15 protein-coding genes are annotated in these 12938 nt (G+C 56.0%); 13 read left to right on the forward strand and 2 right to left on the reverse strand.

Annotation, left to right across the window (positions count from 1 at the left end):
* Positions 1-220 precede the first annotated feature (220 nt).
* From cysG to rpoS, 13 genes are all read left to right on the forward strand, one after another.
* Positions 221-1570, forward strand: a complete 1350-nt coding sequence (cysG, locus tag BH714_RS21890) for a siroheme synthase CysG (RefSeq protein ID WP_194373031.1) — start codon at positions 221-223, stop codon at positions 1568-1570.
* A 9-nt stretch (positions 1571-1579) separates the two neighbouring features.
* Complete coding sequence (gene cysD, locus BH714_RS21895) at positions 1580-2488, forward strand: sulfate adenylyltransferase subunit CysD (protein WP_006811770.1); 909 nt, start codon at positions 1580-1582, stop codon at positions 2486-2488.
* A gap of 9 nt (positions 2489-2497) precedes the next feature.
* Positions 2498-3922, forward strand: a complete 1425-nt coding sequence (gene cysN / locus BH714_RS21900) for a sulfate adenylyltransferase subunit CysN (RefSeq protein ID WP_040018908.1) — start codon at positions 2498-2500, stop codon at positions 3920-3922.
* Positions 3922-4527, forward strand: coding sequence for an adenylyl-sulfate kinase (gene cysC / locus BH714_RS21905; RefSeq protein ID WP_014171397.1), 606 nt, complete (start codon positions 3922-3924; stop codon positions 4525-4527). Before cysN ends, cysC begins: the two co-directional genes overlap by 1 nt.
* Positions 4528-4585: 58 nt before the next feature.
* Positions 4586-4912 carry a DUF3561 family protein gene (locus BH714_RS21910; protein WP_014171396.1) on the forward strand — a complete coding sequence of 109 codons (327 nt, stop codon included), beginning with the start codon at positions 4586-4588 and terminating at the stop codon, positions 4910-4912.
* Positions 4913-5078: 166 nt separating this feature from the next.
* Positions 5079-5390: a cell division protein FtsB gene (gene ftsB / locus BH714_RS21915; RefSeq protein ID WP_008499609.1), complete on the forward strand. Its 312-nt coding sequence runs from the start codon at positions 5079-5081 to the stop codon at positions 5388-5390.
* Between the two features lie 19 nt (positions 5391-5409).
* Complete coding sequence (gene ispD, locus BH714_RS21920; RefSeq protein WP_040018909.1) at positions 5410-6120, forward strand: 2-C-methyl-D-erythritol 4-phosphate cytidylyltransferase; 711 nt, start codon at positions 5410-5412, stop codon at positions 6118-6120.
* Positions 6120-6599: a 2-C-methyl-D-erythritol 2,4-cyclodiphosphate synthase gene (gene ispF, locus BH714_RS21925; RefSeq protein WP_014171394.1), complete on the forward strand. Its 480-nt coding sequence runs from the start codon at positions 6120-6122 to the stop codon at positions 6597-6599. The genes ispD and ispF overlap by 1 nt, the downstream gene beginning before the upstream one ends.
* Positions 6596-7645: a tRNA pseudouridine(13) synthase TruD gene (gene truD / locus BH714_RS21930; protein WP_014171393.1), complete on the forward strand. Its 1050-nt coding sequence runs from the start codon at positions 6596-6598 to the stop codon at positions 7643-7645. The genes ispF and truD overlap by 4 nt, the downstream gene beginning before the upstream one ends.
* On the forward strand, positions 7626-8387 hold the full coding sequence (gene surE, locus BH714_RS21935) for a 5'/3'-nucleotidase SurE (protein ID WP_040018910.1): 762 nt from the start codon (positions 7626-7628) through the stop codon (positions 8385-8387). Before truD ends, surE begins: the two co-directional genes overlap by 20 nt.
* Complete coding sequence (locus tag BH714_RS21940; protein ID WP_020883820.1) at positions 8381-9007, forward strand: protein-L-isoaspartate(D-aspartate) O-methyltransferase; 627 nt, start codon at positions 8381-8383, stop codon at positions 9005-9007. Before surE ends, BH714_RS21940 begins: the two co-directional genes overlap by 7 nt.
* 116 nt (positions 9008-9123) lie before the next feature.
* A complete protein-coding gene (gene nlpD, locus BH714_RS21945) occupies positions 9124-10248 on the forward strand; it encodes a murein hydrolase activator NlpD (protein WP_020883821.1) in 1125 nt (374 codons plus the stop codon).
* A 59-nt stretch (positions 10249-10307) separates the two neighbouring features.
* Positions 10308-11300, forward strand: a complete 993-nt coding sequence (gene rpoS, locus BH714_RS21950; RefSeq protein WP_013098493.1) for an RNA polymerase sigma factor RpoS — start codon at positions 10308-10310, stop codon at positions 11298-11300.
* 52 nt (positions 11301-11352) lie between these two features.
* Here rpoS and BH714_RS21955 read toward each other — a convergent pair whose 3' ends face one another.
* Together BH714_RS21955 and BH714_RS21960 are read right to left on the reverse strand one after the other, a co-directional pair.
* Positions 11353-11730, reverse strand: coding sequence for a DUF4440 domain-containing protein (locus BH714_RS21955; RefSeq protein ID WP_040018911.1), 378 nt, complete (start codon positions 11728-11730; stop codon positions 11353-11355).
* Positions 11727-12935 carry an MFS transporter gene (locus tag BH714_RS21960; RefSeq protein ID WP_040018912.1) on the reverse strand — a complete coding sequence of 403 codons (1209 nt, stop codon included), beginning with the start codon at positions 12933-12935 and terminating at the stop codon, positions 11727-11729. Before BH714_RS21960 ends, BH714_RS21955 begins: the two co-directional genes overlap by 4 nt.
* Between the last annotated feature and the right edge of the window lie 3 nt (positions 12936-12938).

Below are 12938 nucleotides of genomic sequence, written 5' to 3' on the forward strand. Positions count from 1 at the left end.
TTTTAACCCGCCTAGTATGAAACTGTGATCGACCATACACAATTTGAATTGCTCTTAAATGCCCGAAAAATCGCGTGTTAAGCACTTTTTGATCTTTGCTTTTCCACGGCGTTATTCCATTGAGTAACTACTCATTCCAATTCGTAATTTCATTCGATCTAAGCCGCCCCCTATAGTCCCACTATTCCTTGTTGTTAGTGAGTTGTAGCTTGTGGACTATCTGCCCCTTTTTGCCGCGATAAAAGACAGACCTGTGCTGGTAGTCGGCACCGGTGAGGTTGCCGATCGCAAAATCGCGTTTCTGCAGCGAGCGGGGGCGCAGGTACGGATAGTCGACGAGGCGGATTTCGACGAGTCGCAAATCGACAGCGTGGTGCTGGTGATTGCGGCAACCGATAACCGTGAGCTCAACCGCCGTATTTCAGAGGCGGCTCAGGCCCGTCACCGTCTGGTGAACGTGGTGGACGATCGGCCGCTGTGTTCGTTTATCTTCCCGTCGATTGTTGACCGTTCGCCATTGCTGGTGGCCATCTCCTCCGGCGGGACCGCGCCGGTGCTGGCACGCGTGCTGCGGGAAAAAATCGAAGCGCTTTTGCCTACCAGCCTTGGGCGGATGGCGGAGAAAGCGAGCTTCTGGCGCAACCATCTGAAAACGCGCCTGACCAGCGTGACGGAACGCCGTCGCTTTTGGGAACGCGTGTTCCGCGGTCGTTTTGCCAGCCTGATGCATGCCGGGAATGAAACGGCGGCGCAGCAGATCCTCGAAGATGAGCTGGATAACCCTGGCAGTAGCGGCGGCGAGATCATTCTGGTCGGTGCGGGGCCGGGTGATGCCGGGCTGCTGACCCTGCGCGGCCTGCAGGTGCTTCAGGATGCCGATGTGGTGTTCTATGACCATCTGGTCACCGACGGGGTGCGCGAATTGATTCGCCGTGACGCAGAACAAATCTGCGTTGGCAAAAGGGCGGGCGAGCACTCTGTACCGCAGCATGACACCAACCAGATGCTGGTGGCGGCGGCAAAAGCGGGCAAAACGGTGGTGCGGCTTAAAGGTGGCGACCCGTTTATCTTTGGTCGCGGCGGGGAAGAGCTGCAGGCGGCGGCTGAAGCGGGCGTGCCGTTCCAGGTCGTCCCGGGTATCACGGCGGCTTCCGCAGTGACGGCCTACGCCGGTATACCGCTTACTCACCGCGATTACGCCCAGAGCGTGACCTTTGTCACGGGCCATTACAAGGCGGACAGCACCCCGTTTGACTGGTCTCATCTGGCCCAGAGTCGTCAGACGCTGGCTATCTATATGGGCACGATGAAGGCGGCGGACATCAGTGAACAACTTATTCAACACGGTCGAGAGGCAACCACGCCGGTCGCCGTAATTTCTCGCGGCACGCGCGTCGATCAGCATGTGGCTATCGGTACGCTACAGGATCTTGCCACCCTGGCGAAAGAGGCCCCTATGCCCGCGCTTATCGTGGTAGGGGAAGTGGTGCACCTGCACAGCACACTCGCCTGGTTTCAACATACAACAGACTCAGAGGGGTTTGGCTCCTCTGTGGTGAATCTGGCTTAAGGAACGGTTATGGACCAAAAACGACTTACTCACCTGCGGCAGCTCGAAGCGGAAAGTATCCATATTATCCGCGAAGTGGCAGCCGAATTCTCTAACCCGGTGATGATGTATTCCATCGGTAAAGATTCCAGCGTGATGCTACACCTGGCGCGTAAAGCGTTTTACCCGGGTACGCTGCCGTTCCCGCTGCTGCACGTTGATACCGGCTGGAAGTTCCGTGAAATGTATGAATTCCGCGACCGTACGGCAAAAGCCTACGGCTGCGAACTGCTGGTGCATAAAAACCCGGAAGGGGTGGCGATGGGCATTAACCCGTTCGTGCACGGTAGTGCCAAACACACTGACATCATGAAAACCGAAGGGCTGAAGCAGGCGCTGAACAAATATGGTTTTGACGCGGCCTTCGGCGGCGCACGCCGCGACGAAGAAAAATCCCGTGCGAAAGAGCGTATCTACTCTTTCCGCGACCGCTTCCACCGCTGGGATCCAAAAAACCAGCGTCCGGAGCTGTGGCATAACTACAACGGCCAGATCAACAAGGGCGAAAGCATTCGCGTGTTCCCGCTCTCCAACTGGACCGAGCTGGATATCTGGCAGTACATCTATCTGGAAAATATCGAGATCGTGCCGCTGTACCTGGCCGCTGAACGTCCGGTGCTGGAGCGTGACGGCATGCTGATGATGATCGATGACGATCGCATCGACCTGCAGCCAGGCGAAGTGATCAAAAAACAGATGGTGCGTTTCCGTACCCTCGGCTGCTGGCCATTGACCGGTGCCGTGGAGTCCAGTGCGCAGACGCTGCCGGAGATCATTGAAGAGATGCTGGTGTCGACCACCAGTGAGCGACAGGGCCGCGTGATTGACCGCGACCAGGCAGGCTCCATGGAGCTGAAGAAACGTCAGGGTTATTTCTAAGGAGCCGCCATGAACACGACCATTGCTCAACAAATTGCCAATGAAGGCGGCGTAGAAGCTTATCTGCACGCGCAACAACACAAAAGCCTGCTGCGCTTTTTGACCTGCGGCAGCGTCGATGACGGGAAAAGCACGCTGATCGGCCGTCTGCTGCACGATACGCGACAGATTTACGAAGATCAGCTCTCTTCCCTGCACAACGACAGTAAACGTCATGGTACCCAGGGCGAGAAACTCGACCTGGCGCTTCTGGTGGACGGCCTGCAGGCCGAGCGCGAGCAGGGCATCACCATTGATGTGGCGTATCGCTATTTCTCCACCGAGAAGCGCAAATTTATTATTGCCGACACCCCGGGGCACGAGCAGTACACCCGTAACATGGCGACCGGTGCGTCTACCTGTGAACTGGCGATCCTGCTGATTGACGCTCGTAAAGGGGTACTGGATCAGACTCGTCGCCACAGCTTTATCTCCACGTTGCTGGGGATCAAACACCTGGTGGTGGCGGTCAACAAAATGGATCTGGTGAACTTCAGCGAAGAGAAGTTTGATGAGATCCGCCAGAGTTACCTGACGTTTGCTGAACAGCTGCCGGGTAACCTGGATATTCGCTTTGTGCCGCTCTCTGCGCTGGAAGGCGACAATGTGGCTTCCCAGAGCGCGAACATGCCGTGGTATAGCGGCCCGACGCTGCTCGAAGTGCTGGAAACCGTGGAGATCCAGCGCGTGGTCGACACCCAGCCGATGCGCTTCCCGGTTCAGTACGTTAACCGTCCTAACCTTGATTTCCGCGGTTTCTCCGGCACTATCGCGTCGGGCACCGTGGTGGTCGGTCAGCGCGTTAAAGTTCTGCCGTCTGGTGTGGAATCTACCATCAGCCGTATCGTCACCTTTGATGGCGATCTGCCGCAAGCCGGTGCGGGTGAAGCGGTCACGCTGGTATTGAAAGATGAAATTGATATCAGCCGCGGCGATCTGCTGGTGGACGCTCAGGAGACGCTGGCAGCGGTGCAGGGGGCTTCCGTTGATGTGGTGTGGATGGCTGAACAACCGCTGACCGCTGGTCAGAGCTACGACATTAAAATCGCGGGTAAGAAAACCCGTGCCCGCGTGGACGGTATCCAGTTCCAGGTGGACATCAATAACCTGACCCAGCGCGACGTCACCGAGCTGCCGCTGAACGGCATTGGTCTGGTCGACGTGACCTTTGACGAGCCGCTGGTGCTGGATCCCTACCAGCAGAACCCGGTAACGGGTGGGCTGATCTTTATCGATCGCCTCTCCAACGTGACCGTGGGTGCCGGTATGGTGCGTGAGCCAAATGAACAAGCTACGGTAGCCTCTGAGTTCAGCGCTTTTGAGCTGGAGCTGAATGCACTGGTGCGTAAGCACTTCCCGCACTGGGGTGCGCGCGATCTGCTGGGAGGCAAGTAATGGCCGCCCATGATGAGAACGTCGTCTGGCATCCTCATCCGGTCACCGTCGCGCAGCGCGAGAAACTTCACGGTCATCGTGGCGTGGTACTGTGGTTTACCGGGCTATCCGGCTCTGGTAAATCCACGGTAGCGGGCGCGCTGGAAGAGGCGCTACACCAGCAGGGGGTCAGTACCTACCTGCTGGATGGCGACAATGTGCGCCACGGCCTGTGCAGCGATTTGGGCTTCAGCGACGACGATCGTAAAGAGAATATTCGCAGGGTGGGGGAAGTAGCCAGCCTGATGGCGGATGCCGGGTTAGTGGTACTGACCGCGTTTATCTCACCGCATCGTGCCGAACGCCAGATGGTGCGCGAGCGCGTCGGGCAGGATCGCTTTATCGAAGTGTTTGTCGATACGCCGCTGGAAATTTGCGAAGCACGCGATCCCAAAGGGCTGTATAAGAAAGCGCGTGCGGGAGAGCTGCGAAACTTCACCGGTATTGACTCGGTGTACGAAGCGCCTGAATCGCCTGAAATTCACCTGGAAGGTCAACAATTGGTAACAAATTTAGTAAGCCAATTATTAGACCTGCTCAGACGGGACGATATTATCAGATCCTGAGACGGTATCGTTCGGGAGCTGTCTTCCCGAACGATGAGTCACGGTCACAGGATCAGCTATGCGCAACAGTGAGAACTACATTATTACCACCGGGTCGGAGCCGTTAGCGACCGACGACGAGACGACCTGGTCCTTTCCTGGGGCCATAGTCGGCTTCGTCTCGTGGTTGCTGGCCCTGGGCATCCCTTTTCTTATCTACGGCGGTAATACGCTGTTCTTCTTTCTCTATACCTGGCCTTTCTTCCTGGCGCTGATGCCTGTGGCAGTTGTCGTCGGTATTGCGCTGCACTCGCTGCTTAACGGCAAACTCCTTTACAGTACCGTGGTCACGATTGTGACGGTGGTTCTGATGTTTGGTCTGTTATTTTTGTGGCTCATGGGCTAACTTCAGCCATAATTCAAACCGTAAACAACTGTGTGACGATATTGAGCAAGGCGATTCTGCGGAAAAAATGTGGTACATTTGCCCGCGATGTTGCGGCATCTCTGTTACCCCGGCAAAGAGATCTGGGGGCGTTTTGGGATGATGATGCCGTTTTTCAGGGGGCAGGATGGGTAAACTAACGCTGCTGTTGCTGGCTTTGCTGATCTGGCTGCAATATTCGCTGTGGTTCGGTAAAAACGGACTGCACGACTATAGCCGGGTAAGCGATGACGTCGCGGCTCAGCAGGCAACAAACGCCAAACTTAAGGCGCGAAACGATCAACTCTTTGCTGAAATTGATGACCTCAATGGCGGGCAAGAGGCGATTGAGGAACGCGCACGCAATGAACTCAGTATGACTAAGCCGGGCGAAACTTTTTATCGTCTGGTTCCGGATGCGTCTAAACGCAATCAGGGCTCAGCACAAAACAATCGATAATCAGGCCCAGGATTACGACATGGCAGTAACTTTTTCGGACGTATGCGCCGTGGTGCCGGCTGCGGGTTTTGGCCGGCGCATGCAGACAGAATGTCCCAAGCAATACCTCTCTATTGGCGATAAAACGATCCTCGAACACTCTGTGGCGGCGCTGCTGGCGCATCCGCGGGTGACGCGCGTGATTATCGCTATCAGCCCGGGTGATGCGCGTTTCGCGCAGTTACCGCTGGCAAATCATCCGCAGATTACCGTTGTTGACGGCGGCGCCGAGCGTGCCGATTCCGTGCTGGCGGGCATTCAGGCCGCCGGTGAGGCACCATGGGTTCTGGTCCATGACGCTGCCCGTCCGTGCCTGCATCAGGATGACCTTGCGCGCCTGCTGGCGCTTAGCGAAACCAGCCGGGTCGGCGGTATTCTTGCCGCCCCGGTACGCGACACCATGAAGCGCGCTGAGCCGGGCAAGCAGGCTATCGCGCACACCGTTGAGCGCGTCGATTTATGGCACGCGCTGACCCCCCAATTTTTCCCCCGCGAATTACTCCACGACTGCTTAACGCGTGCGCTTAAAGAAGGTGCGACCATCACGGACGAAGCCTCGGCGCTGGAGTATTGCGGTTTCCATCCTGAGCTGGTTGAAGGACGCGCTGATAATATAAAAGTGACGCGTCCGGAAGATTTACAGCTCGCGGAATTTTATCTTACCCGTTCGACCCATCAGGAGAAGGCATAATGCGAATTGGACACGGTTTTGATGTACACGCCTTTGGCGGAGAAGGCCCAATTATCATTGGCGGCGTACGCATTCCTTATGAAAAAGGGTTGCTTGCGCATTCTGATGGCGACGTAGCATTACATGCCCTGACCGATGCATTGCTGGGTGCTGCGGCACTGGGCGATATCGGTAAACTGTTCCCGGACACTGACCCGGCCTTCAAAGGTGCGGACAGCCGTGCGCTGCTGCGTGAAGCCTGGCGTCGTATTCAGGCGAAAGGCTACACCCTCGGCAACGTGGATGTGACGATCATCGCTCAGGCCCCCAAAATGCTGCCGCATATCCCGCAAATGCGCGTGTTCATTGCAGAAGATCTCGGTTGCCACATGGATGATGTTAACGTCAAAGCGACGACGACAGAGAAACTGGGCTTTACCGGTCGTGGTGAAGGGATTGCCTGTGAAGCCGTGGCGCTGCTGGTGAAGGCAAGCCAATGACGGACTTCGACAACCTGACCTGGCTGCACGGTAAACCGCAGGGGAACGGACTGCTGAAAGCCAGCCCTGAAGATTTTGTTGTGGTGGAAGACCTGGGATTCGCGCCGGATGGCGAAGGCGAACATATCCTGGTACGCATTCTGAAAAATGGCTGCAATACCCGTTTTGTGGCCGATGCGCTGGCAAAATTCCTCAAAATTCATGCCCGCGAAGTGAGCTTTGCCGGGCAGAAAGATAAACACGCCGTCACCGAACAGTGGCTCTGCGCGCGCGTGCCGGGTAATACGATGCCTGATTTAAGCAAATTTGAGCTTGAGGGCTGTAAGGTACTGGAATACGCGCGCCATAAGCGCAAACTGCGTCTGGGCGCGTTGAAGGGCAATCATTTTACGCTGGTACTGCGTGAGATTTCGGACCGTGACGATGTGGAAAAACGCCTGAACGCTATCAACGCATGCGGCGTACCAAACTATTTTGGCGCACAGCGCTTTGGTATCGGCGGCAGCAACCTGCTCGGCGCACTGCGCTGGGCGCAAAGCGATGCCCCGGTCCGCGACAGGAATAAACGCAGTTTTTGGTTGTCGGCGGCCCGCAGTGCGTTGTTTAATCAGATTGTGAGCGAACGGCTGAAAAAACCGGACGCGAATCAAGTTGTTGTCGGCGATGCGCTACAATTAGCGGGACGCGGGAGTTGGTTTGTGGCAACGGCTGAAGAAATGGCCGATGTGCAGTCGCGCGTGGATACTCAAACGCTGATGATTACCGCAGCCTTGCCCGGCACGGGCGACTGGGGTACGCAGGGCGATGCGCTGGCTGCTGAGCAGTCTGCTGTCGCTGATATGCAGGCATTACAAACATTGCTGGTGCGGGAAAAAGTCGAGGCGGCACGCCGTGCGATGCTGCTCTATCCGCAACAGTTGAGCTGGAACTGGTGGGACGACGTAACCGTCGAGTTACGCTTCTGGCTGCCGGCAGGTAGCTTTGCCACCAGTGTTGTCAGGGAACTTATCAACACGTCGGGTGATTATGCGAATATTGCTGAGTAACGATGACGGGATCCATGCGCCGGGTATACAGACCCTGGCGAAACACCTTCGCGAATTTGCGGAAGTGCAGGTCGTGGCACCCGATCGTAACCGCAGTGGAGCGTCTAACTCTCTGACGCTGGAGTCGTCGCTTCGCACCTTTATCTTTGAAAATGGTGATATCGCCGTCCAGATGGGCACGCCGACCGACTGCGTTTTTCTGGGCGTGAACGCGCTGATGCGCCCGCGCCCGGACATCGTCGTCTCCGGTATTAACGCCGGGCCCAATCTTGGCGACGATGTGATTTACTCCGGAACCGTGGCCGCCGCCATGGAAGGGCGCCATCTGGGGTTCCCTGCGCTGGCCGTTTCGTTAAACGGCCACACGCACTACGACACGGCGGCAGCGGTGACCTGTTCTCTCCTGCGGGCGCTCAATCGCGAGCCGCTGCGTACCGGGCGCATCCTCAATATTAACGTGCCGGATCTGCCGCTGAGTGAAATCAAAGGCATTCGCGTAACGCGTTGCGGAAGCCGACATCCGGCTGACCAGGTGATCCCGCAGCAGGATCCGCGTGGCAATACGCTTTACTGGATTGGTCCTCCTGGCGACAAGTGTGACGCCGGACCGGATACCGACTTTGCCGCCGTTGATGAAGGATATGTCTCGGTTACGCCGCTGCATGTAGATTTAACCGCGTATAGTGCGCATGATGTGGTGTCGGGTTGGCTGGATCGCGCAGGAGTGAACGCGCAATGGTAAGCAAACGTGTACAAACTCTTCTGGAACAGCTACGTGCTCAGGGGATCCGCGACGAGCATGTGCTCGACGCGCTCGCCCAGGTGCCGCGTGAGAAATTTGTAGACGAGGCGTTTGAACACAAAGCGTGGGAAAACGTGGCGCTGCCTATCGGGCAGGGCCAGACGATTTCACAGCCTTACATGGTAGCGCGTATGACGGAGCTGCTGGAGCTCACGCCCCATTCGCGCGTGCTGGAAATTGGCACCGGGTCGGGGTACCAAACCGCGATCCTGGCGCATCTGGTGCACCATGTTTGCTCCGTTGAGCGTATTAAAGGTTTGCAGTGGCAGGCGCGTCGTCGCCTGAAACAACTTGATTTACATAACGTTTCGACACGACACGGTGATGGATGGCAGGGTTGGCAGGCACGCGCCCCGTTTGACGCGATCATCGTGACGGCTGCTCCACCTGAAATTCCCGCTGCTCTGTTATCGCAGCTGGATGAAGGCGGCATTCTTGTTCTGCCTGTCGGGGACGAGCAACAGCTCCTGAAGCGCGTTCGTCGGCGTGGCGGCGAGTTTATTATCGATACCGTGGAAGCCGTGCGCTTTGTTCCTCTGGTAAAGGGGGAGTTGGCCTGAGACTCAGAATTATCCAGGGTTATTAAGGCAAATTCAGCGTATGGTGTGGCGCGAAAGATTCGTGTCATCACGGTAAATTTTAAGTCACTGGTAGTTAACACATTCCTGGGGGATAAATGAGCGCGGGAAGCCCTAAATTCACCATCAGCCGTGTTGCGGCATTATCACTGGTTTCGCTCTGGCTGGCAGGCTGTACAAGTTCTAATAATGCACCTGCGCCCGTCAGTTCCGTGGGGGGATCCAGCAGCTCGGGTAACACGTCCAGCGGAATGTTGATCACGCCTCCGCCTAAAATGGGCACTGCTGCGGCACAACAAAATCCGCCCATTCAGCCAATGCAGCCTCCTGTTACGCAGCCAACACAGGTTCAGCCAGTGGAACACCCTGTGCAGACTCAAAATGGCCGCATAGTGTATAACCGCCAGTATGGGAACATTCCGAAAGGTAGCTATACCGGTGGGAGCACCTATACCGTAAAACGCGGCGACACGCTGTTCTATATTGCGTGGATCACCGGGAACGATTTCCGTGACCTGGCGCAGCGTAATAACGTCCAGGCCCCGTATGGTCTGGAAGTCGGCCAGACGCTCCAGGTGGGCAATGCGACGGGTACGCCGCTCACGCCTGGCAACACCGTTTCAGCGGCCGATGTCACTGCGCAAAATAACAGCGTTAAGCCTGCACAAAAATCCACCACGGTGGTTGCTTCACAACCGGTAATTACGTATTCTGAGGATTCAGGTGATCAGACTGCTAACAAAATGTTGCCGAATAATAAAGGGACTGCGACTGTTGTCACAGCACCGACTACGGCACCTGTGGTTAGCTCTACTGAACCGACTGCCAGCAGTATGACCTCCAGTTCGCCAATTTCTGCATGGCGCTGGCCAACTGACGGCAAGGTTATCGAAAACTTCTCTTCCTCCGAGGGAGGAAATAAAGGGATCGATATCGCAGGGAATAAGGGACAGGCTATTATCGCGACCGCAGACGGTCGTGTTGTATATGCCGGTAACGCTCTGCGCGGTTACGGTAATCTTATTATCATCAAACATAACGATGATTACCTGAGTGCCTACGCCCATAACGACACAATGCTGGTCCGGGAACAACAAGAAGTTAAGGCGGGGCAAAAAATCGCTACCATGGGTAGCACCGGCACCAGTTCTACACGCTTGCATTTTGAAATTCGTTACAAGGGGAAATCCGTAAACCCGCTGCAGTATTTGCCGCAGCGATAAGTTGACGGGGCATGCCAGCCAGGGTGTCTCGTTCAGGGATCACGGGTAGGAGCCACCTTATGAGTCAGAATACGCTGAAAGTTCATGATTTAAATGAAGATGCGGAATTTGATGAGAACGGAGCAGAGGCTTTTGATGAAAAAGCCTTAGTAGAAGAGGAACCCAGTGATAACGATTTGGCTGAAGAAGAGCTGTTATCGCAGGGCGCCACACAGCGTGTACTGGACGCGACTCAGCTTTACCTTGGGGAGATTGGTTACTCCCCACTGTTAACGGCCGAAGAAGAAGTCTATTTCGCACGTCGTGCTTTGCGTGGTGATGTTGCCTCGCGCCGTCGCATGATTGAAAGTAACTTGCGTCTGGTCGTGAAAATTGCCCGTCGTTACGGCAATCGAGGTCTGGCTCTGCTGGATCTGATTGAAGAGGGCAACTTAGGTCTCATCCGCGCAGTTGAGAAGTTTGACCCGGAACGCGGGTTCCGTTTCTCAACCTACGCGACCTGGTGGATTCGTCAGACCATCGAACGGGCGATTATGAACCAAACCCGTACGATTCGCCTGCCGATTCACATCGTCAAAGAGTTGAACGTCTATCTGCGTACTGCGCGCGAGTTGTCCCATAAACTGGACCACGAGCCAAGCGCGGAAGAGATCGCCGAACAACTTGATAAACCGGTTGATGACGTAAGCCGTATGCTGCGTCTCAACGAGCGCATTACCTCCGTTGACACCCCGTTGGGTGGCGACTCCGAAAAAGCGCTGCTGGACATCCTGGCCGATGAAAAAGACAACGGTCCGGAAGACACCACGCAGGACGATGACATGAAACAGAGCATCGTCAAATGGCTGTTCGAACTGAACGCCAAACAGCGTGAAGTGCTGGCACGTCGTTTCGGTTTACTGGGGTATGAAGCTGCAACACTGGAAGACGTCGGCCGCGAAATTGGCCTGACCCGTGAACGTGTTCGTCAGATTCAGGTTGAAGGTCTGCGTCGCCTGCGTGAAATCCTGCAGGGGCAAGGTCTGAATATCGAAGCGCTGTTCCGCGAATAAGCAATCTTTCATCAAAAAAGGCCCGTCGTGAGACGGGCCTTTTTCTTTTGCGTTACGGTTGTGCCGTTTCGTGCAGCAAACGCCACGTTATCTTGCCATCCTTCTGATTGAGCACGGCGGTTGACCAGCGCACATTGACGGGCTGATCCGGGCGAGTTTGCGTTTCCCGGTAGTGAAGCACTGCGCCGTTGGCCCACGTCTGTAGCGTCGTTATCTCATCAAGAACAATCTCCAGACCAGGACGGCTGCCGCGCTGAATGTCCAGGAAACCGACAAGCGCGTTATAGTCGAAATGGACGCCACCTGGGGTGAGCATCATAAAATCCGGCTGAAAGTGGGCAAGCAGGGCGTCAACATCCCCTTCGCCCTTACCCAACCAGTTCTCCAGCATAACGTGAACGTCGATAATGTCCTGTTCGAAATGGGTCATGGTTTCTCCTGTTGCACCTCTGAAAGCACCTGCGTGTTGTTAAGACGAAAGACGTACACGACGGGCAGTAATGTGATGGCCGCAGCAACACTAAACATCCAGTGCCATGCGGCGAGCGGCGTGAAAAACGCCAGTGTCAGGTTCAGCACCTGCGAGAGCAGGAATGCCCCGGCAAAAAAACTGATCTGACGATTAAGATTCCATAGCGCGCTGGCGTCAGGCATATCGTCGCGCGCCGTCGTTAAAAATGCGCTGCTTTGCGCCGTACTGCTGCAAAGACTGCCGCCCGCGCCCATTAACGTAAACGCGACGCCAGGTAACAACACTGTGGTAGTCGGGCTGACGTTAAGCAGCAGTAAAACGCCCAGCGCCTGTAACAGGCAACCCACGACAATGAGAGGCCGGGGACCCACGCGGTTAAAATAACGTCCGGTCGCGGTGATCGCCATAAACGAGGCCAGAGACCATGGCAGCATCAGCATCCCCGTTGCGGCCGGTGTCATGTGCGCCTCGCTCTGAAGATAATACATCCCCGTGACGTTCACCCCAATAAACATGCCGGGTACGCACAAATAGACAAGCATGGAAAAACGCAGCAGCGGGTCGGCCAGCAGGGGCAGGTTTAACAGCCTGCTCGCTTTCACGGGGGGCCTCTCATTCTTAAGCCACACGCAGGCCAGGAAAAACGTCACGGCGGCGACAGGCGTTGTGGCAAAAAATATCCATCGCCAGCTGAGTGCCTGAACCAGCACTCCCCCCACGGCGGGTGAGCATGCAGGCGCAAGCAATGCAACCAGCATGACCGCTGAGGAGAGCCTGGCACGCTCATGGGGTTTAAACTGTTGCCAGGCCAGCGCCTGTCCGACCGGGATCAGTAAACCCCCTCCCATGCCCTGCAGCACTCGCCAGGCAATCAGGCTCTCAAGTGAGGACGACAAACCTGCCGCAACGGAGGCGGCGCTAAAGAGAAAAAGCGAAAGCAGAATGACATGCTTCGGCCCGAGCCTGCGCGTCAGCAGGGTGCTGAAGGGGATGACGAGTGTCAGACCGGCAATATAGCCGTTACTGACCCAGGCAAGCGATGAGGGCGTGGCGTTGAACGCCTGAGCCATTGCCGGGAAAGCGACGCTGGCGATAAACATATTAATTAAATCAAGAAAAAAGCCCAGCAGATAGACAACGGCGACTTTGCTGCGATACGACATGGC

The organism is Enterobacter ludwigii (genome assembly GCF_001750725.1).
Classification (GTDB): Bacteria; Pseudomonadota; Gammaproteobacteria; order Enterobacterales; family Enterobacteriaceae; genus Enterobacter; species Enterobacter ludwigii.